The sequence below is a fragment of the Sporosarcina koreensis genome, assembly GCF_001531445.1.
Lineage (GTDB): Bacteria > Bacillota > Bacilli > Bacillales_A > Planococcaceae > Sporosarcina > Sporosarcina koreensis_C.
The window spans coordinates 19,709-41,336 of record NZ_LQYA01000123.1 but is presented as its reverse complement, the minus strand read 5'-3'; the positions used below and the strand labels follow the sequence as shown (position 1 = coordinate 41,336).

Below are 21,628 nucleotides of genomic sequence, written 5' to 3'. Positions count from 1 at the left end.
GCGCTCCCCTTTCCTTTTCACACATGGAAACGGAAGAGGCAGGACCTCTTCCGTCTAATCTGATCACTTATTTTCGTTGACCCCAATATTGATAAAAGTCCGTTCTGATGAATCCATTGAACAGCTTTCGTTTCTTCGTCGCTTTTTTTCCGTACATTGTTTCGAAGTTTTCCAGTGAGGAAAGCATGTAAACGGACCATGATGGATACTTATCCATTATATGACCGATGACTTGTGCAAGTTCCTCGGCTTCTTCAATTTCACCCAATCGTTCTCCATAAGGAGGATTGCCGACGAGCACGCCATTCAAACCTTCGACAGTCAAATTTTTGACATCACGCTGTTCGAACTTGATCAAATCCATAAAGCCCGCTTCGACTGCGTTTTGCTGGGCAATCTTGATCATCTTCGGATCGACGTCGAATCCTGTAATGTCAAGTGGCTGATCATATTTCGCGATGTCTTCCGCTTCTTCCCTGACACGGTCCCAGATTGCCTGATCGATCCACGGCCATTCCTCACTGCTGAAATCACGGTTATAGCCTGGCGCGATCTGTTGGCCGATCATTGCCGCTTCGATCGCAATTGTTCCGGACCCGCAAAATGGATCTACAAAAGGTCGATCCGGATTCCAGCGCGTCAATTTGACGAGTGCTGCCGCCATTGTTTCCTTAAGCGGAGCATCACCTTGTCCGACACGATAGCCGCGCTTATGCAAGCCGGCTCCGCTCGAATCGATTGTCAATGTGACTTTATCTTTTAAGATGGATACTTCGAGTTTGAATAAAGGACCCGTCTCGTCTAAAAAACCGACCCGGTTATAGGCAGTTTTAAGGCGTTCAACAATTGCCTTTTTTACGATTGCCTGGCAATCGGGAGTGCTATACAGCGTCGATTTCACTGATTTCCCTGCGACAGGAAATTTCGCATCGACTGGCAAGTATTGTTCCCATGGAAGGGATTTTGTCTGTTCAAAAAGTTCATCGAATGTCGTTGCGGTGAATTCGCCGACGATGATGCGGACACGATCCGCGACACGGAGCCACATATTTGTTTTGGCGATTGCAGTTTCGTCACCTTCAAAGTAGATTTTTCCGTTTTCAGTTTGCGTCTGGAAGCCCAGTTCCTTCACTTCATCCGCAACGATTGATTCAAGCCCCATGGCGGATGTGGCGACCAATTTATAATTTGTCATGCATTTTCAACTCCAATTCTAAACCGGATTTCCGCTACAGGCGGACGCTTTCCGCAGGAGTCGCCGCCTTTCGCTTCAATCCTATATAAAGTCTTTTTATACAGCAAGCAGAAAGGATAAATATTTCCTACTTAATTATGTAGTCTGTGTAAGTACAACAATTAATTCCCCAAATAACGTAGAAATGCTCTCCAAACGAATAAGGAGAGCATTGATTGTTATTTGAACCATCGCAAATTCGATAAGCCATGTTTTGTTCCCGTGTACTCAAACGGCTCACGCCTCGTACTTAGGGTGGTAATCATCTATCTACAGACCCATCTAAAATGAAGTCTGTCCCTTCATCCGTTAAATTCCTTCAGAAGAGTGCCCCTACCATAATTTGGGTTTCTCGCTCGTGGGGTTTACCGCGTTCCATCTGACCCGTTTCCGGATCAGCTACGTCACTGTGGCACTTTTCAGGGAACCTCATCCATATGTGCAAAGCACACGTAGGACTTATCCCCGCCGTCAATGCGCGATGCGCAAAGCCACGGCTTATTTTTTCGCCGAGCACGAACACTACGGTCATCTCAGAACCGTGCGAGCATGGACTTTCCTCTACAACTGATGTTGCAGCGATTACCTGAATTCACACTATGGTTTCAATAGTATACTGCAATTTTCGACAAATATCAACGGATTTCTTTTCCGTTATCGATTTGCTTATTCGTGGTCGTACAATTTGCTGCCGAATACGTGCTTCTCCAAATTGGAAATCCGTTTTAACAGATCGAAGTTCGTCGTATTGGCATTCGTTGCAGCTGGACGTTTTGCTGCTGAAGCAAGTTCGTCCCTCAATTTCTCATTTTCCATTCGCAATTCCGAAATCGTTTTTTTAAAAGCTTCATAATCCTGTATGACTGTATCCAGGAAAAGATCCACATCTTCTTGATTATATCCGCGTAAACCTGTTTTAAACTCTTTTTCAAGTATTGATTTAGAATCAAGTTTTATTTCCATGCAATGACGCCCTTCCATCAATGTTTACATATCGCAAGTATAGCATATTTTGTACAACTTTGTCTTTCTATTTCCGCTGTAACGCAGGATTTTGTCGGTTAGTGCGCTTCCCCGGGAAATAGCTTTCTTTTCAATCTTATTTCCCTATGCATTAATTCATTTCCCATACGGTTTTTGAATTTATCTGTCATATCGACCTCCCGTTTCAAATGGCGTATCGCTTCCCTTGTGTAATGAAGCGCCTTTTCCGGCTCCTTCACTTTATGTTCAAACAGCTTCGCCAATTCCTCAAAGGCGATGACTTTTTCTCTTCCTGCTAATGCGGCCGCGGCAATTTCGAAGGATTCGATTGCTTCAGTATGCCGTCCTTCCTTTTTAAGGAGGAATCCGATATGAAAATGCGCCCTAGGTTCTTCCGTGCCATATTCTGCGATGACATCCATCAGGACATCTTTGCTGCGGCTAAACGATTTCAAGTCTGTATACCATTTCCCGATATTCGTTTGCGTATTCGCGGATGACATTGCCTCCCCTTGCAAAAGAAGGTCTGTTGAACGGATATATAATGTAACGAGGGAAAGGATATCCCATTCATTATGAAGAAGGACTTTCATCAGCAATTCTGCACGGCCATTTTTCACTGCATCTTGATAGATGATCGGCGCCATATGTCCGGGAATATCACCCTCACGGAAAAAACCGAGCTGCTCCTCCTCGACTGCAGTCAATTTGAAAGTATCCATTTCATTTTTCCAGATCCTTTTCGACCCGTGCAGCAAATCGATTTCAGTATGCTTCAGCAACGGCGGCAACTCATTTCTATTCATCGTCCATCTCGTCTGTACTTGTGGCATATCAAAGCTTTTCCCGTTATACATGACGATCGACATTGGTGTTTTCCATAGATCTGTCGCATATAGAAATGCCGGTTCATGATCCGGTCCAGGCAGCACATATTGCGTCAATGTGAATGCTTCTTCCGTATATTCGATGAAACCCATAAGAAAGATGAGCGTGCCGGCGCCTTTCAAGCCGGTCGTCTCCGTATCGAAAAATACGAGCGGCCGTGTAAAGTCAGGTGCCAGAGGATGAACTTCGTCCGACTCACGCCATCTTTCCACGGTGTCCAATAATCCGGCAAGCTTGAATTTCCCGTGCTGATGATGAGGTTTGTAGACAACCGTCCGCTTGTACACAACGCCGTATTCATTTTCCTCTTTCGTCAACCCGGCGGCGAGCCATCTTTTCTCATAAGGAGGGGCCGGGGGTGTTTCGCGTTTCGGAGCTGGGGGTGTTTCCTCGGCTTGAGGCGCTTTCTTTTTCAGCAGCTTCTTCATTGCCATCATTTTAGCTTCATATGACATCTGTTTCCCCCCCTTCCATTCTTTCTTTTATGGCTATCGTATCATAGAAATAATTTACTGGGATGTAGTATTGATTTGAAACTTTCTACGTAATGACAACTGCTTCCACACTAGTGAAAAGTAACGGCTTCATCATCAGGTGACTATAAAACAAATAAATTTTAACAAGATTGAATAGAGATAGCAAAACTCGTAAAAAAGCAGAACTTTCGGAATCAAAAATGATATACTTATTATATATTTTTGTATGGCTATACATAAGAAACAATCATCCGTAAGCCATTTTTCTTAGAAGTTTAAAAGAACAGGAGGAATTATTTATGTATCTGGGGTGCTTTAGTTGAAAAAACATTGCTAGTGATCTTAACCATGTTAATAGAAACGGGTTTGTTGTGGGCAATATCTATAGTTATCTAATGGGATTTCATGGAGTTTCTTTTCTTGGGAAGCGTACTAATTTTTGCAATACCATGGCTGTTTTTATATTTCAATGCTCAAAACCAAAACGTGTATAACGTAAGCGTAAAAGGCGTAACGGGGCAGGATGCAGGAGGGGTAAAACTATTTCGATTTCGTTTTAATCCAATCATTCTAGGGTTGGTCTTGTTTATGGTCCTAAGTTTCTTTTTGACTGTTTTTTATTACTATGATTATTTTATTTGATGACAGGAATGCAATGGAAATAAGTTTAGTAAAGGGAGTGGAAACTGATAAATACTATAACTAAAGTTTTCATATCAATTTGTATGCTTCTCGTTTTTACTTTATCAGCCTGTAAGCAAATTGAGCAACCTCATGAAGATATACATTTGGAAAATGAACAACAAAACATTACCTACTCTTTTAAAAATCCCAATACGGGCCAAGAATTTACAATAATTCATGCTTACTTGTTATATGAACGTTTTTTTGAAGCTGTAAACGATCATCCAGATGAATCATTATATAACTTATATCAACAGGAAATTGTAGAACCTGTATATGAAGCATGTTTTAAAGATGCGGAACTTGTAAATGCGAATTCTACAGATATCTTTGAATGGATTCCAAGAAAAAGTGAATTTGAAAGTATTAAAAATCAAATTGAATCAATGAATACAAATCACTTAAATGAGATATTTGAAGAATCACTTGTTAAATCCTCAGACATACTTCCATCAGATAAAAAAACAGCAATATGTGTATTTCCTAAAAGCGAAAGAGCTACTTATGAAATGTTTACAAGCGGATCAGGTGAAATTATGGTCTTTTACAGCGGGCTTGATAAGTATTATAAGTCAGGAATAGCCCATGAATATCATCATAGTGTTTGGATAGGAAAGCATCTTCCGAAAAATAATTATGAAACAGGATTAGATTATGTATTGTTGGAAGGGCAGGCCGTGATGTTTGAAACCTTGGTGTATCCCAATTTAAACAGCTCTTATCGTGTGGTAGATGAAAGTTTTAACAAAGAATATTGGAGCAAGATTGAACCCTATCTTGAGAGGAGTGCTACCCGGGAGTTTCAAGAAATGGTGATAGATGGCTCTAATGGTTTCCCTCTAAACTATGGCTATAGCGAAGGATACAAAATGATTAGATCTTACTTGAATTTGCATCCCAATATGACAGTAGAAGAATGGACTTCCAAAAGTCCGAAGGAAATCTTTGAAGATGGAAACTACATAGCTAACTATCAATAGATTTTCTTATCGTATATAACAACCCCCAAAAACGATTTAGTCCCCTTCCGCGTACGAGTACAGTTGCCGGATATGGTCTAGACATCAAGATGCCATTTAATTTAATGGAAATTTTATAAGGTGGGATTATGGGAATGAATAGATGGTCAGGTTCAGCAGGTATTTGTATCAATGACCAAAAGGAAGTATTGATGGTCAAAAGTTTTGAGTCAGAGGAATGGGCAGTACCTTCGGGTGGTGTTGAAGACGGCGAAAGTCCAGAGGAATGCTGTGTCAGGGAATGTAAAGAAGAAACGGGATACGACGTGAAAGTCATCGAACAATTACAGATTAAAGAAACAACCATTAAAGGTATTCAAGTAACAACTTATTATTTTAGGGTAGACAAGATTGGGGAAAGTAGCGGGATAAATGATCCCGATGAAATTATTGCCGAAGCCGATTGGAAGTCTTTGCCTGAATTAAAAACGATAAAGCACGCCTATCCTGAGGATTTACATTTATTACTGGAACAGCTTGAACAGTAAAGCTATAAATAGGCGCTAGTTCGATATATGAATTAGCGCCCATTTTGATCGTAAATAAATGCAACCTTTTATTATATGTTAATTGAACGCTTTTTCATTTCGCCAGTTCATGCAGCAACTCGCTTACATGCTTCTTACCTGTCTTCACGCCTTCTTCCTGGGCGCCTATACACACCGGGCAGCCATATTCACAGACGCAGCCTGCGACATGTTGAGCAGTTCGGTTTAGCAGCTCTTTCCACCTACCGTAAAGCTTCTCGCTTAATCCGATGCCTCCCGGATAGCTGTCGTAAATGAAAATTGTCGGCTTCCCTGTATGGATTGCCTTCACTTGCGGGACAACATGGATGTCCGACCGGTCACAGCGAACGAATAAGGGAATGAATGATTGAATTGCATACGCGGCACCCGTCAGCGCGTCCGTCAGATCGGATTCCTTCCATTCGTCAGGTGTATCGAATGAATACCAGGTCGATGATGTATGCAATTCCTCTGCTGGGAGCGAGATTGGGCCGGAGCCGATATTGTCGTGTGTGTCGAAGCGTATCTTTTTAAATATAGTAGGAATCGCTAAAACTGCAATATCTCCGTACGCAATTTCCGCTTCCCCCATTTGCTCGCTTTCATCCTCACTGATCACTTTCAATTCCACAGCCAAGTTGGCATCCGTATAATAATCGACATCGACTTCTGTCACGTATGCCTTCTTTTCCTCCCAATCTAGCATTTCGACTTGATATTGCTTCCCTTGATGCATATAGATCGCCTCTTCGTGCAATAAAGTCATTGCGCTGTAGCGATCCATCTCACCGATCACGACAGTTCCTTTAGGGATCGTTTTGTCGATGATGACGACATTTTCTTGGGAGGCCGAACGTAGACTGATTTCGCTTGCAGGGAATCGGTCTGTCATCCAATGCCATTTATCAGATGTTTTGACGAGCACCCCTTCCGCTTCCAAAAAGGCGAGCAACTCTTGGACTTCGAATTCGCCGTAAGTTTCTGTCATCGTGAACGGCAATTCAAATGATGCGCATTTCAGATGATCCATGAGGATAAGCATATTATCAGGATGGATTCTTGCTTCTTCTGGCGTTTGGCCTAACAAGTATTCAGGATGCTGAATAATGTATTGGTCGAGCGCCATCGATTGGGCAACGTAGATGATTAAAGCGTCATCTTGCCTTCTTCCCGCTCTTCCTGCCTGTTGATAGGCACTCGCGATATTTCCTGGATAGCCAGTCATGATGCAAGCTTGCAATTGGCCGATATCGATGCCGAGCTCAAGTGCGTTTGTGCTAACGACTGTCTTAATCTCCCCGTCGCGAAGCCTTTTTTCGATCTTCCTCCGCTCCGAAGGCAAGTAGCCCCCTCGGTAGCCCATAATCGTCTCATCGAATAGCTTCTTCTTCGTCAATTCCTTCATATACGTAACAAGCATTTCAACGCGTACCCTGCTTTTCGCGAAGATGATTGTTTGGACCCCTTCCCTATACAAAAACGACGCGATATCCCTCACTTCGAGGATTGCGCTTCGCCGGATGCCAAATGTTTTATGGACGATCGGCGGATTGTAAAATATGAAATGCTTAACGCCTGAAGGAGCGCCGTTCTTAGAGATGAGTTGCATCGGTGAGTTCGTCAGCGTCTCGGCAAGCTCTTTCGGATTGGCAATCGTAGCCGAAGTGCAGATGAACGTCGGATTGCATCCATAATAATTGCAAATGCGCTTCAATCTTCTCAATACATGTGCGACGTGGCTCCCGAACACCCCTTTATACGTATGCAGTTCATCTATAATGATGTACTTCAAATTTTCGAAGAGGGATACCCATTTTGTATGGTGAGGCAAGATGCCCGAGTGGAGCATATCGGGGTTCGTCAAAACGATATGCCCAGATTTACGAACCTTAGTTCGCAATCCAGGTGCCGTATCCCCATCATATGTATAGCTGAGGATCGTCTCCCCGCTCGCTTCGATCAACTCATGCAAATCGGCCAGCTGGTCTTGCGCTAGCGCTTTTGTCGGAAACAGATAGAGTGCGCGGGAAGAATCATCCTCCAAAATACTTTGGAGGACGGGCAGATGATAGCATAACGATTTCCCTGAAGCAGTCGGCGTCACTGCCGTTATTGAATTGCCTGACGTCGCAAGATCGAATGCTTCGCGTTGATGACTGTATAAGCGTTCAATCCCTTTGTCTGCCAGCGCCTTCACGATGGAGGGATGAAGCTGTTCCGGAAATGATGCGTATTCGGCAGATTTTCCTTCAATCTTTTCATAATGGCGAATATTGGATGACAGTTCAGGATCGGATAAGAAGAGATCAACCGTTTCTCGGACGCTTGTCTTCTTCATCCTTGCTCCCCGCCTTTAGATCGCAATTCATCCAAAACCGTTCTCAATGTGTATGTCGCAGAATTGATGGAAAGGATAAAGCGTTTCTTTCCTGTTTTCGGGTAAAAAGATTGTACAATGAATTGTTTCATCGATTCGTTCAATGATTCGATCTGGTGAAGATGGATGTATTTCGGCCTTTCATTGCGAATCAACATCCTAATTTCTTCGGTCCATTCGTCAAGCAATCTATGATTAACATCTGCATAAGGTTTCACTTCTGTAAAAAAATCGGGCTCCCGATCCTCTTCTCGCATAGTGGGAAGTCGATTCAAGCACTCTTCACATACAGAAAGGAGCCGTTCCGTTTTCTCTAATAAGGTTAACAATTGATTTCTTCCTTTCCGAAGTCTTTTCTCTAGTCTATCAAAAACTGCACCTAGACACCAAACGTAAACGAACGTGTATTCTTTACGATGGGCTGAACAGTAATGTCGCGCAACTTTTAAAGCGATAATCCGTCTAATCATTATGGTATGATAGTTACGCGAGGTGGTAGGAATGACAATTCGATATCCGAACGGAAAAAAATATGTCCCGGCGCAACGCTTGGCCCGAGCGAATCAAAAAAATCTGTCGTACAGCAACCGGGGGAAAACATTAGAGGATGAATTGAATGAAACGAATGAGTATTATTTGGCCAATAATGAAGCGGTCATCCATAAAAAGCCGGTTCCGATCCAAATCGTACACGTTAAATATCCTGCTAGAAGCGCAGCCGTCATAACCGAAGCTTATTTCCGCTCTCCTTCCACAACGGACTATAATGGTGTTTGGAATGGGAGATATATTGACTTTGAAGCAAAGGAGACGAAGAATACAACTTCCTTTCCATTGCAAAATATTCACGAGCATCAGGTCGAACATATGAAAAAAGTGACCGAGCAAGCAGGCATCGCGTTTCTGTTAGTAAAATTTGCCGTTCTTGATCGCTATTTCATCGTACCTTACGAGTACTTCGAAAAAAAATGGGAAAGAATGATAGCAGGAGGAAGAAAATCTATCACACTTTCTGAAATGGAAGAGATATCCATAGAAATTAATCCCGGTTTCAATCCACGGCTCGACTATTTAAAAGCTTTGGATTCACTTTTGGGAAAATCAGGATCAGAAACGATTGAAAGGCAGGAAAACATATGAGTGATCAGACTAAATCCCGCGCAGCCAGACGTCAGCAGATGGAAGCGGAAAAACGTCGCGGGAAGAATAAACAGAAGAAGAATGGTGCCGGCATTATAAAGAAAATAATACTTGGCATCGTCGCCCTCGGATTTGCGATTTTAATCGGTGGAGCGGGGCTGTTTGCTTTCTATGCTAGCAGTGCACCGGACCTTGATGAGAGCCTATTGAAGGATCCCATTACAGCAGATGTTGCGGACCGTAACGGCAATGTATTCATGAAATTAGGTGCCGAAAAAAGGGAATTTGTCCCTTATGACCAAATTCCAAAAGAAATGGAAAGTGCAATTCTTGCAACTGAAGATGTACGTTTCTACAAACATCACGGCATGGATTTTTGGAGGCTTGGCGGGGCGGTTCTAGCTAACTTCCGCAGCGGCTTCGGCTCTCAAGGGGCTTCAACATTGACGCAACAAGTCATAAAAAACTCCTTCTTATCTGAGGAAAAGACATTGAAACGTAAAGCCCAAGAAGCATGGCTCGCCTTTAAATTAGAGAATGAATATGATAAAGAACAGATTTTTGAAATGTACTTCAATAAAGTACTTATGTCGGGAAGGATTCACGGCTTTGGAACGGCTGCTAACTATTTTTATGGGAAAGATTTGAATGAGCTTGAATTGCACGAAATGGCAATGTTGGCAGGACTGCCTCAGTCTCCGAATGGATATAACCCGTTCAAGAATCCTGAGCGTGCAGAGAAACGCCGGAATATCGTACTAAGCCTTATGTATAAGCATGAAAAAATTACAAAAGAACAAATGGAAGAAGCAAAAGCAGTTCCAGTTACCGCGACATTGCTTCCGGAAGACCAACGAGATGACAACACAAATTCTCAATATCTTGCTTATGCTGACATCGTACTCGATGAATTGGAAGCCGCAGGCATGGCTGACCTTATATCGGAAGGAATCACGATTCATACGGCATTAGATCCCGAAGCACAGAAATCTGTTGAAAAGGCAATTAATAATGCAGCCATTTATGAATCTGAGGATATGCAAGCAGGTATGACCGTTCTTGATACGAAAACTGGGGAAATCGTCGCCATCGGAGGCGGAAGGAATTTCACTGGGCGGAATTGGAACTTCGCTTCCGGTGACAACCTCAGACAGCCCGGCTCTGTCATCAAGCCGATCCTGTCCTACGGTCCTATCATTGAAAATGAAAGCTGGTCGACCGCACATACCGTGGTCGACGAACCGTATAAATACAAAGGTACAGATATATCAATACGAAACGTCGATGGAAAATACTTGGGTCCCATTTCAATAAGAGAAGCCTTGTACCGCTCAAGAAATATTCCGGCCATCAAAGTGTTTGAAGAAGTTGGAACGAAACGAGCCCGTGAATTTGCAGGCAAGCTTGGGCTTGAATATGGTGATATGACTTCCACACTTGCTATCGGTGGCGGAGATGCTGAATTTTCCACAATCCAAATGGCAGGCGCTTATGCACCTTTCGGCAACGGAGGCATTTACACAAAACCTCACGCCGTCAAAAAAATCACTTTCCGCGATGGTACTGAGCGTAATTTGGCACCAGACCCCAAGACAGTCATGAAAGATTCAACAGCTTATATGGTGACTGATATTTTACGGGATGTCATCTCTTACGGAACCGGTAAGACAGCTAACGTCCAAGGATTGGATATGGCTGGTAAGACAGGTACGACAAACTATGATGCGAAAACAATGAAAGAAAAAGGTATGAAAAATACCGATGTACCGGATAGTTGGTTCACCGGCTATACGACGGAATATACAATTTCTGTTTGGGGTGGTTATAAAGACTTTAAAACCCCGATCACAACATATGATAAAGGCCGCTATGTGCCGCAGATCCTATTTAGGACAGTCATGACCGACCTTGTCGCTGGCAAGAATACGCCGCACTTCAAAAAGCCAAGCTCAGTTGAAGAAGCAGTCATTGTGAAGGGATCCAATCCAACAATTTTGGCGAGCAATTCGACGCCTGATGCGCTCAAGAGCACAGAATTGTTCGTTCGAGGAACTGTGCCGACCGAAATGGATGAAGAAGTGATTACTGAACTGGATGCGCCAAGTGGCTTGACTGCGGAATATGATGCAGAGTCGAACTCAGTCGCACTGAATTGGTCTTATGATGACCCTGATGCATTAATGCTGCCGGAACCAGTGCAATTCAGTGTCTCTGTTGCAGTGGATGGCGGCGAACCGCAGAACATGACGACGACATCCGAGCATGCTGTGACGTTCTCCGGTGTTGAATTGGGTCGCACGTACGTCTTCTCCGTGACAGCTATATCTGGAGAAATCGAAAGCAGTCCAGCCTCCACTTCCCTGCTGATTGAGGGGCAGACGGAAGATGATCCTTGGATGGATGAAAACGATGAAAATGACAATAACGGAGAAAACAATAACGGCGATAGTGGAAATAACAATGGAAACTGGAACAACGGCAATAATGGAGATAACGGAGATAACGGAAATAATGGAAATAACAGTAATAACAACGGAAACAACGGCAGTAATAATGGAAACGATGGAGACGCCGACAATTCGGGTGGCGACGGTTCCGGCAATCCTGGTGATGAAACAACCAACCCCGGAACAGGCGGAGATGACGGCTCCGGCGACGGAACCGACGACGGCAGCAACAGATAAATGAAAACGGCCGGAAGGAGTTATACAACCCCTTCCGGCCGTTTTATTTTTTCATCGCGAATCGGCTTACCGTTTTTTTCATTGCCTCTGTATACAATGCATCCAATTGAACATATGCAAAATGCCCTGCTCTCTTGCTGTGTATGAATTGCAGCCGCTCTTTCCCGTTCAACGGTTCAATTGGCGACGCAGAACTTCCGGTATCTATGGGCAAAAATGATCCAAGCATTGCCAAATAATTTTCAATCGCCTTGTCCATCATTTTGGCAGCTTCGGGATCTCTTCGCTTATATGCATTCCCGATTTCTTCTTTCATGTCCAACCAACAGTTCCAGAAGGAATAAAAAAGTTCCTTCCTATCCATATCGGAATTATGCAATGCCCTTCATCCGTTTCTTCCCTTCCCTGCACAACGGAAGGAGTGGACATTCACTACAAGCCGGATTTTGGGCTTTACAGTGATATCGTCCAAAGAAGATGATCTGATGGTGTGTATCCGTCCATTTTTCCATAGGCGTCCATCGCATGATCTTTTCTTCCACCATGAGTGGGCTGTCTTTCCACCGATTCATGCCAAGTCGTTTAGCGACGCGCTCAACATGTGTGTCGACTGCCATCGCAGGGATGCCGAACGCATTGGAAACGACGACATTCGCCGTCTTCCTGCCGACACCAGGGAACGTTGTGAGCATATCCCTATCGGCCGGCACCTCGCCATTGAACTCTTCAAGAAGCAAGGCGCTTAATGCTTGAATGTTTTTCGCTTTATTGCGATAAAGGCCGATGGAGCGGATATCGTTTTGCAGCTCCTCAATATCAACTTCCAAATAATCTTCAGGTTTCTTATATTTTTTGAACAAATCCGCAGTTACACGGTTCACAAGTACATCCGTACATTGAGCGGAGAGCAATGTGGCGACGAGCAGCTCAAAAGCATTTTCGTGCACCAGCTCGCAATGAGCATCGGGAAACATCCTTTCGAATTCTTCGAGACAGACTTCCCATTGTTTCTTCGTCAACATAGACAATCACCTATTCCCGTTCCTCCAGCCAATTATAAAAAGGAACCTTTTTTACGACAGTTTCCTGATTTTGCACTGGACGCATCATTGATGTCCTGAACGACCTCGTTTGTTTTTCCACGTCATTCAGCGTTCTTACTCTTTTTTTCTTCCATTCGAACAGAATACGGTCGATATAGCGCAGACTTAGTTTTTGGGCTAGAACTGCCTCTTTCAGCGCAGCCTTTATAATCTGGACGGCATGGCCGTCATCATCCAGCCACATTGTAATCGTCTCACATTCCATCGGGGATAAAAGACGGCCGAACTCCTGCTCGAACAACGTGAAGATCTCGCCTTCTTCATCTTTGTCCTTCTGCTCTTCTACTACAGTCTTTTCAGCAAGCACAATGTTCACTAGCCTGCTCCATAAGGGCTGCATTGAAAACTGTTCGTACAGCACGCCGTTTTCATCCTGGCCCTGCCTGATTTCCAAGAAACCTCGCTGCATGAAACGTTGGAGGATTTCAGATACTTGATTCTCAGTAAGATGCATACGCGCTGCAAGATCGGATGGCGTAGGAAATTGCGAACCATCCGCCTGAAATGCACACATATGCAAAAGAAGAACCGCATCGACATCTTTTATATCCAACGCTTTATAGTGCTGAAAAAAGAGCTGGGGAATGGTTACATTCCCCTGCTCAATCCAAATACGGAGCCGTTCTTCATCTTTCATGCCGAACACCTCACTATTTATTTCTTACTTCCATTAAGGGTAGAGACGGTTCAACAGACGTGGGAACGGAATTGTTTCCCGCACGTGTTCTACGCCTGAAATCCAGGCTACCGTCCGTTCCAAACCAAGGCCGAAGCCGGAATGAGGTACAGCGCCGTATTTACTTAATTCCAAATACCACTTGTATGCGGACTCATCCAAATTATGCTCTTCAATGCGTTGCTTCATTAATTCGTAGTCATAAATACGTTCTGAACCGCCAATGATTTCTCCGTAGCCTTCCGGAGCGATTAAATCAGCGCAAAGGACGACATCGTCGCGATCCGGATGCGGCTGCATGTAGAATGACTTAATATCTTTCGGATAATTTGTAATGAAAACAGGCATATCAAAGCTTTCGGCAATCGCAGTTTCATGCGGTGCACCGAAGTCATCGCCCCATTCAATATCGTCAAAACCTTTTTCATGAAGGAACGTAATTGCGTCATCATAAGAGATCCTTGGGAATGGAGCTTGGATTTTTTCAAGCTTCGAAACATCCCTGCCAAGCCGCTCAAGTTCCAATGGGCAGTTTTGCAATACGGACTGGACAATATGCGAAACATATTGTTCTTGGATTTCCAAGCTTTCTTCGTGTTGTACGAATGCCATTTCAGGTTCAATCATCCAGAATTCAATCAAATGACGGCGTGTTTTCGATTTCTCTGCACGGAATGTCGGCCCGAATGAAAATACTTTCCCGAGAGCCATCGCTGCCGCTTCTAGATAGAGCTGTCCGGATTGGGACAAATAAGCGTCTTCATCGAAGTATTTCGTATGGAAAAGTTCCGTCGTCCCTTCAGCTGAAGAGCCTGTTAAAATAGGCGGATCCACTTTCACAAAACCGTTCAGATGGAAAAATTCATATGTGGAGCGAATAATTTCATTACGGATTTTCATGATGGCATGCTGTTTACGGGAACGCAGCCATAAATGACGGTTATCCATCAAAAATTCAGTTCCGTGTTCCTTCGGTGTGATCGGATAATCGACAGCTTCGTGAATGATTTCGATATCTTTCACTTGCAGTTCGACACCGAATGAAGACCGTTCATCTTCCGTCACTTCTGCTGTTACATAAAGAGATGATTCCTGATGAAGTGATTTCGCTTTTGCGAAAATATCCTCTCCTACAACTTCCTTGACGACGACACCTTGCACAAATCCAGAACCGTCGCGAAGTTGAAGGAAAGCGATTTTACCGCTTGATCTTTTATTTGCTAGCCATGCGCCGATCCGAACAGTTTCACCAACGTGATCAGGCATTTCGTGAATCATGATTGTTTTCATAAGTACCTCCGTGAGTATGAACTATTATTCTTTCCAGTTTGCTTCTACATATGATCGGATGCGTTTAACCGCTTCCTCAAGCAGATCGATCGATGTCGCATATGAAAGGCGGATCGTTTCAGGCGAACCGAAACCAGATCCCGGTATGACGGCAACTTTCGCTTCCGTTAAAAGCGCTGATGCGAAATCATCTACATTTGCAAAGCCGGTTTTTTCCATTGCTTCCGTAACTTCAGGCAGCAAGTAGAAAGCACCTTGTGGTTTGACGACTGTAAAACCCGGAATCGCCGCAAGTTGCGGATAAATCCGTTCAAGCCTTGACTCGAAATCCTTCCGCATCGTTTCCACTGCCTCTTGCGGCCCATCATACGCTTCAATCGCGGCATATTGGGAAGTCGTTGTCGGATTGGATGTTGAATGGCTTGCCAAGTTCGTCATCGCACTGACAACTTCCGCATCTCCCGCGACATAACCAATCCTCCATCCTGTCATTGAATGGGACTTGGATACACCGTTAATAATGAATGTCCGTTTTTTTGCGTCATCAGATAGCTGTGCAATTGAAATATGCTTCTCGTTTCCATAAATCAACTTTTCATAGATTTCATCCGAAATGATCCAAATATCCATGTCTTGACAAACTTCTGCAATTTGGCGGAGTTCATCTTGAGTGTAAATCATTCCCGTCGGATTTCCCGGGGAGTTGAGAATGATTGCTTTCGTCCTAGCCGTGATTGCACCGCGAATTTGTTCCGCCGTCACCTTGAACTGTGAGTCCGATGTTGCTTCGACGAAAACAGGAACACCTTCAGCAAGCTTCACCTGCTCAGGATAGCTTACCCAATAGGGTGTAGGAATGATCACTTCATCGCCCGGGTCCAAGATTACTTGGAATAGCGTGTATAGAACATGCTTCGCACCGATGCCAATCATAATTTCCTGCCTGGTGTAGTCCAGCTGCTGATCCGTCTGCAACTTGGCGATGACGGCATCCTTCAAAGCGGGAAGCCCCCCGGAAGGCGTATATTTCGTCTTGCCTTCTTTCATGGATTGATATGCCGCTTCCAAAATGTTTTCCGGAGTATTATAATCAGGCTCTCCTGCCCCTAATCCAATTACGTCGATTCCCGACGCCTTCATCTCTTTTGCTTTTGCCGTAATGGCAAGGGTTGTGGATGGTGATAATGTACTTACTCTCGCTGCCAACTTCTTTGTCAATTGAATCGCTCCCTTTTGCCCCTTCATCTATCGGATGAAAACGCATCTAACTCAAAGATTTAAAATCCGTTTCCACCATTCGCCGTTCTCAAAAAAGACATATACATAATTCAATTTGCCATTCTCACCTTTAAATGCAACTTCCCATACGGGCTGGCCATCTTCCAAGCCCAGAACTACATGAAGGATCTTTTCTGCTGACAACTCCGCCCTGACCGCTTTTATAGCGGCTTGAGCGTCAATGCCATCTTTCATTGCCACTTCATCAAGGATTTCTCCTGTTTTCCCTTCAATGAAAACCGCTTTCTCATTGCCCTCGTCATCTTTGCCAAAAACGGTCACCATAGAAACGGAGCCATTGTAAATTTCTGTGCGTTCAACGGATTTCAAAGCATCGGACTTCAATGCAGCTGTTTCCGCTTTTTGTTGTGCGTGTGAAAAAGGGCTATTGGCATTGTAAAAAACGATGACAATGATGATAAGTGATAACGCTAAAAGGAAAGCTCCGATGAATTTGATCCAATTCATCATTCGTCTCACTTCCTATACACAATCCTGCAAATTGGAAAGCTTTTTGCATCCCGCTTTCTATTGGATTCCTATTTATTATAACAATCTTCGAGTCTCTGCACCATATGTTCTAACGACACTTTATGAACGGGAACGGATGGTAGTGCATTCAAGAACCGTTTCCCATATGATTTTGTATCGATACGTCGATCTAAAATGATGAAAAAGCCCTTATCTCCCGACGAACGGATTAATCGTCCGAACCCTTGCCGGAACCTCAAAATCGCTTCCGGCAATGATAAATCGGTAAATGGATTGGATCCGCTGGCAGCAAGTCTGGCAGCCCTCGCCTTGAATACGACTTCATCCGGCGATGAAAACGGCAGCCTGACGATAATGACTGCAGACAATGCCTCACCCGGAACATCAACGCCTTCCCAGAAGCTATTCGTGCCGAACAGGATCGATTTACCGAACTGGCGGAATGATTTCAATAGTTTCATCCGGCTTCCTGAACTGACCCCTTGGGCAATGAGGGCGTAATCATTCAATAATTCACTTTCCAAAATCAATTCATATGTTTTGCGCAGCATATCTTGGGAAGTAAACAGGACGAACAGCCTGCCGCCTGTCGCAATCACCGTTTGGACGACAGCATCTGCGACGGCTTCAATATAGTCACTTTGGGAAACATGTTGGATGGAAGGCATATCCTCCACGATGAATATCCCTGCATTATCATAAAAATGTGCTGGGGCATTAAACGTCACAACGGGCACACGATCCACAATACCTAACTGCCTGGAAACAAAACGTTCATCTTGGTTGATTGTCATTGTCGCAGATGTCCAGACAATGCCAATCCTTTCCTCTTTAAGGTCTTGGATGAATTCTTTCGTTATCGCCGACCCTTCGACGGGGCTTTTGACGACAGTGAGACTACCAGGCAAGCTCCTTTTATCCTTTTCAATCCAAACGGTGAAATTTTCCGTTTCTTCATCCAGAAATATTTCAACCCATTCCCCGGCCTTGATTTTTAATTCCCTTAACCAATACTCCCATTCCGATAAAAATGCCTGTTCTTTCTGTGACATTCTTTCTCGGTGCATTTCCAAACGGGAACTAATTAGTTGCACATTCGCTATATAGCCATTCATTTTTTCGGCCATTTGCGAAAAGAGAGATTCATTCCCAACCAATTCCTCGAGGCCAAAAATCACTCTGTTCCCTTGCTGTCCCCCTTTTGCTTGTGGCCGATGATTCGACAACAATGCAGCAGCTCCATCAAATACATTGGTGAATTGTTCAAAGGAGGCAGAAAGCTTTCCAAACGCCTGATTTCCATAATTTCCATATTTTCTATGAAGTTTCTTCATCTGATGGAGAAGTTGGCCATCAGCGTCCGAGCCAAGCTGCCCCATGACATACTTCCAGTTCATATAAGAGAGCACTGTCTCATTGGAATTGGCTGCCGTATGGATGAATTGATGAGCTTCATCGATGATCAGGCCTGAAAAATTACGGAATATCTTTTGTTCCCGATTGGCATCCGATAACAGCATTGAATGGTTGGTAATGATGAGATTGGAACGGTTACAGGCTTCCATCATCCTTTGATGATAATCAGCCACCCTTTCATCTTCCTTCAATCGGTTGTTCCGTTTACGGATCCGATCAATGAACAATTGTCCTCCACCGGACACATTCAATTCATTGACATCCCCTGTTTTCGTGTCTGTCAGCCAGACGAGGATCTGCATGATTGTAAATGTTTCATCATACGATTCATCCGTAATCCTCAATAACTCTTCGAACTTTCCGAGTGAAATATACTGCTCCTTGCCCTTTAGGACTGTCGCCGTACATTCGATGCCAAGAATTTTCCGGATGCGCGCCACCTCATCTTCCAAAATCTTATCGACAAGATGGTTTGTATACGTGCTGATTACAACGGGTTTCCCCTTCTGAAAGGAATGGACGGCTGCAGGCAACAAATAGCCAACTGTCTTGCCGACCCCGGTTGGGACTTCGGCTACTATCTCCGCTTGTGAAGAAAGCGTATCCCATACGCTATCCATAAAGGACAATTGGGATTTCCGGTATTCGAAGGCAGGATAGCCTTTCTTCAACAGATCGATTTTTTCCTCTTCTTTCTGCGGATACGTACAGCGTGCCGCAACAACTCCAGCAGGCGTCTCCACGTTACGATATGGAATCCCCCTGAATAGAGGCAGTCTCCCGCCGCTTGCGGTTATACGGACAAGCTTTAATGCCTCATAGATGAGGGCCGATATGTCCGAACGCAGCGAGAATGAACGCCTATGCAATAAGTTCAAAGTCTCCTCCGGCAAGGTCCGAAGCTTGGATAATGCAGTCAGCAGCAAATTCGCAGTCGCTTCCGCGTCATCATCCGCCCTATGTGCAGCTGGCAGTTCTATATCCAAATCCTCTGCCAAATCCTGCAAACGATAGCTAGCGGAGGAGGGGAAAAGAATTTTGGATAACTCCACAGTATCTATTTTCTTTCCGGTCCATCCAGCCACGTTGCATCGCTTGAATTCGCTTTGTAAAAACGATAGGTCGAAATCGGTATTATGCGCGACAAATACCGTCCCCTGCAGCATATCAGAGACATCTTGCGCAATCTCTTCAAATGTTGGAGCGGACAGCACTTCATCATCCGTAATTGCGGTCAATTGTTGGATGAACATCGGTATTTCACGTTCTGGATTGACAAATCGGGCATACTGGTGCGTTATCGTTCCGTTTTCAATGAAAACGATAGCGATTTGTATAATCCGATCCCCTCTTAAAGGAGAATGTCCAGTCGTTTCCAAGTCAACGACTGCATATGTACTGTTATCCATTCAATCATCAACTTCCTGTAATGAATACTACAGCAGATTGTATCATATTCCGCCGTTCGATTGCGCATTTAGGTGTCCTTCCAATTAAAAAATGCTGATGAAGGAATATTCCACTCCTTCATCAGCGCATTATCCAATTAGGCAATTATGCCATGAACTTCTTTGATCACTTCTTTGACACCATTCTGTTCATCCATAAGGAGCACTGTCGGTTGATGGGTACGGGCCTCTTCTTCCGATACATAGACATATGAAATGACGATGACAATGTCACCTTTTTGGACCAATCTTGCCGCGGCGCCATTGACGCAAATGACCCCGCTTCCACGCTCGCCTGCAATAATATACGTTTCAAATCGCGCTCCATTATTATTGTTGACAATATGGACCTTTTCATTAGGCAGCATACCTGCGGCATCCAGCAAGTCGCTATCGATTGTAATGCTTCCTACATAATTTAAATCCGCTTCTGTCACCGTAGCGCGATGCAATTTACTGTTCATCATCATTCGGAACATGAGTACCATCCTTTGTTTACATAATAATATTATCTATCAATCTAGTTGTTGAGAACTTCACCGCACAAGCCAAAATCACTTCCTGAGCGTAATCCTTTACAGGAACCAATTCAGGGTATGCAAGCATTTTCACATAATCGATCTTCCCCGAACTATTGGAAACAATGTACGCTGACACTTGCTGCTCAATCGTGTTCGGATCGGCTCCCTCTGCAAACAACTCTGCACCGATTTGCAATGCCCGGTAGATTGCAGTCGCTTCTGAACGCTCCGAAGTCGTCAAATTCACATTGCGAGAGCTTTTTGCCAAGCCATCCACTTCCCGTACAATCGGAACCCGCACGATTGCTGTCCGCAAATTGAAGTCCCTGACAAACGATTCAATAATGGCGAGTTGCTGAGCATCCTTCATGCCGAAATACGAACGGTCTGGATCGACAATATTGAATAGCTTCAATACAACCTTGAGCACTCCATCGAAATGCCCGGGCCTTGCCGCTCCGCAAAGCTCCTCTGCCTGCCTGCCCGGCAGTATGCGAATGCCTCCGTCAGTCGGATACATCTCTTCGACTGTCGGCGTGAACACAATATCGACGCCAGCCTCACTTGCAAGTTGAATATCCCTTGCCAAATCACGCGGATAAGATTCAAAATCCTCACCCGGTCCGAACTGTGCCGGATTGACAAAAATGCTCATTACGACGATATCATTTTGCTCCTTTGCATGCTTGACGAGTGATAGATGTCCTTCATGCAAATAACCCATAGTAGGAACGAAGCCGACGGTAGCATGCTTTCTTTCATTTCGGTTCAATTTCTTTTGGAGTTCCTCAATTGTTTCGATCACTTGGATGTCAGTACTTTCAACGTACATCGTTCATTCCTCCGTATAGTGCGACCAATTCATCTTCCTTCATTGCAAAGCGGTGTGCTGCAGTTGGAAATTCACCTGACTTGACTGCTGACGCATACTTTTGCAAACCATTCCGGATATCCTCCCCAATATTGGCGTAGGCTTCAACGAATTTAGGGATATGGTGGTTTCCGTATTTGACTGTATCATGGAAAACAAGCACTTGACCGTCCGTATCCGCACCCGCCCCTATACCGATCGTAGGGATGGAGACAGCTTTAGAGACCTGTTCCGCTAGTTGATAAGGAATGCATTCCAATACAATCATGCAGGCACCCGCCGCTTCACAAGCGATTGCATCCTGAATAAGTTGTTCCGCAGCTGCAGCAGTCTTTCCTTGCACTTTGTAGCCCCCTGCAACTGCAGCCGACTGAGGAAGGAGTCCAAGATGCGCTACAACCGGTATCCCTGTTTCCGTCAATAGGCGGATCGTATCAATCACCCTTCCTCCACCTTCCAATTTCAAAGCGTTTGCACCCGTATCCTGAAAGATACGAACCGCGGATTCAAGCGTCCTATCTTCAGAACCATGATAAGA

General features: G+C 44.3%; 19 protein-coding genes and 1 other RNA gene. 4 read left to right on the top strand and 16 right to left on the bottom strand.

Annotation, left to right across the window (positions count from 1 at the left end):
* Positions 1–67 precede the first annotated feature (67 nt).
* The 4 genes from AWV70_RS13855 to AWV70_RS13840 form a co-directional block, all read right to left on the bottom strand.
* Positions 68–1,195 (bottom strand): THUMP domain-containing class I SAM-dependent RNA methyltransferase, encoded by a 1,128-nt coding sequence (locus tag AWV70_RS13855; RefSeq protein ID WP_060208265.1) that lies wholly within the window; start codon positions 1,193–1,195, stop codon positions 68–70.
* A gap of 237 nt (positions 1,196–1,432) precedes the next feature.
* Positions 1,433–1,828: RNase P RNA component class B (gene rnpB / locus AWV70_RS13850), an RNA gene on the bottom strand.
* Between the two features lie 72 nt (positions 1,829–1,900).
* A complete protein-coding gene (gpsB, locus tag AWV70_RS13845; protein ID WP_060208262.1) occupies positions 1,901–2,197 on the bottom strand; it encodes a cell division regulator GpsB in 297 nt (98 codons plus the stop codon).
* Between the two features lie 98 nt (positions 2,198–2,295).
* Positions 2,296–3,561: a ribonuclease H-like domain-containing protein gene (locus tag AWV70_RS13840; RefSeq protein WP_060208259.1), complete on the bottom strand. Its 1,266-nt coding sequence runs from the start codon at positions 3,559–3,561 to the stop codon at positions 2,296–2,298.
* A gap of 809 nt (positions 3,562–4,370) precedes the next feature.
* On the opposite strand from AWV70_RS13840, the gene AWV70_RS13830 reads away from it, so the two are divergent.
* Together AWV70_RS13830 and AWV70_RS13825 are read left to right on the top strand one after the other, a co-directional pair.
* A complete protein-coding gene (locus tag AWV70_RS13830; RefSeq protein ID WP_060208253.1) occupies positions 4,371–5,246 on the top strand; it encodes a DUF2268 domain-containing putative Zn-dependent protease in 876 nt (291 codons plus the stop codon).
* A gap of 134 nt (positions 5,247–5,380) precedes the next feature.
* Positions 5,381–5,773 (top strand): NUDIX hydrolase, encoded by a 393-nt coding sequence (locus AWV70_RS13825; RefSeq protein ID WP_060208428.1) that lies wholly within the window; start codon positions 5,381–5,383, stop codon positions 5,771–5,773.
* Between the two features lie 94 nt (positions 5,774–5,867).
* Here the strand turns inward: AWV70_RS13825 and AWV70_RS13820 are convergent, their stop codons facing one another.
* On the bottom strand, positions 5,868–8,132 hold the full coding sequence (locus AWV70_RS13820) for a DEAD/DEAH box helicase (RefSeq protein WP_060208250.1): 2,265 nt from the start codon (positions 8,130–8,132) through the stop codon (positions 5,868–5,870).
* Positions 8,129–8,500 (bottom strand): YppE family protein, encoded by a 372-nt coding sequence (locus AWV70_RS13815; protein WP_060208247.1) that lies wholly within the window; start codon positions 8,498–8,500, stop codon positions 8,129–8,131. The genes AWV70_RS13820 and AWV70_RS13815 overlap by 4 nt, the downstream gene beginning before the upstream one ends.
* Before the next feature lie 172 nt (positions 8,501–8,672).
* On the opposite strand from AWV70_RS13815, the gene recU reads away from it, so the two are divergent.
* Positions 8,673–9,311 (top strand): Holliday junction resolvase RecU, encoded by a 639-nt coding sequence (gene recU, locus AWV70_RS13810; RefSeq protein ID WP_060208245.1) that lies wholly within the window; start codon positions 8,673–8,675, stop codon positions 9,309–9,311.
* Positions 9,308–11,995, top strand: a complete 2,688-nt coding sequence (locus tag AWV70_RS13805; RefSeq protein ID WP_060208242.1) for a penicillin-binding protein 1A — start codon at positions 9,308–9,310, stop codon at positions 11,993–11,995. Before recU ends, AWV70_RS13805 begins: the two co-directional genes overlap by 4 nt.
* A gap of 43 nt (positions 11,996–12,038) precedes the next feature.
* Here AWV70_RS13805 and AWV70_RS13800 read toward each other — a convergent pair whose 3' ends face one another.
* The 10 genes from AWV70_RS13800 to panB all read right to left on the bottom strand — a co-directional run.
* Positions 12,039–12,374, bottom strand: coding sequence for a YpoC family protein (locus tag AWV70_RS13800; protein ID WP_060208238.1), 336 nt, complete (start codon positions 12,372–12,374; stop codon positions 12,039–12,041).
* Entirely contained in the window at positions 12,367–13,017 is a 651-nt protein-coding gene (gene nth, locus AWV70_RS13795; RefSeq protein WP_060208235.1) for an endonuclease III, read from the bottom strand. The genes AWV70_RS13800 and nth overlap by 8 nt, the downstream gene beginning before the upstream one ends.
* Positions 13,018–13,027: 10 nt before the next feature.
* Positions 13,028–13,735, bottom strand: a complete 708-nt coding sequence (locus AWV70_RS13790) for a DnaD domain-containing protein (protein ID WP_060208234.1) — start codon at positions 13,733–13,735, stop codon at positions 13,028–13,030.
* Positions 13,736–13,768: 33 nt separating this feature from the next.
* Positions 13,769–15,064: an asparagine--tRNA ligase gene (gene asnS, locus AWV70_RS13785; RefSeq protein ID WP_060208231.1), complete on the bottom strand. Its 1,296-nt coding sequence runs from the start codon at positions 15,062–15,064 to the stop codon at positions 13,769–13,771.
* A 24-nt stretch (positions 15,065–15,088) separates the two neighbouring features.
* Positions 15,089–16,282, bottom strand: coding sequence for a pyridoxal phosphate-dependent aminotransferase (locus AWV70_RS13780; RefSeq protein ID WP_276525646.1), 1,194 nt, complete (start codon positions 16,280–16,282; stop codon positions 15,089–15,091).
* 51 nt (positions 16,283–16,333) lie between these two features.
* Positions 16,334–16,813 (bottom strand): DUF5590 domain-containing protein, encoded by a 480-nt coding sequence (locus tag AWV70_RS13775; RefSeq protein WP_060208225.1) that lies wholly within the window; start codon positions 16,811–16,813, stop codon positions 16,334–16,336.
* Positions 16,814–16,881: 68 nt separating this feature from the next.
* Entirely contained in the window at positions 16,882–19,659 is a 2,778-nt protein-coding gene (gene dinG / locus AWV70_RS13770; RefSeq protein WP_060208222.1) for an ATP-dependent DNA helicase DinG, read from the bottom strand.
* Between the two features lie 137 nt (positions 19,660–19,796).
* Entirely contained in the window at positions 19,797–20,177 is a 381-nt protein-coding gene (panD, locus tag AWV70_RS13765) for an aspartate 1-decarboxylase (RefSeq protein ID WP_060208219.1), read from the bottom strand.
* A 16-nt stretch (positions 20,178–20,193) separates the two neighbouring features.
* Positions 20,194–21,051, bottom strand: a complete 858-nt coding sequence (gene panC, locus AWV70_RS13760; RefSeq protein ID WP_235588671.1) for a pantoate--beta-alanine ligase — start codon at positions 21,049–21,051, stop codon at positions 20,194–20,196.
* Positions 21,041–21,628: 3-methyl-2-oxobutanoate hydroxymethyltransferase (panB, locus tag AWV70_RS13755; RefSeq protein ID WP_235588670.1), on the bottom strand; the 588-nt coding region annotated here is incomplete at its 5' end. The genes panB and panC, both read right to left, overlap by 11 nt.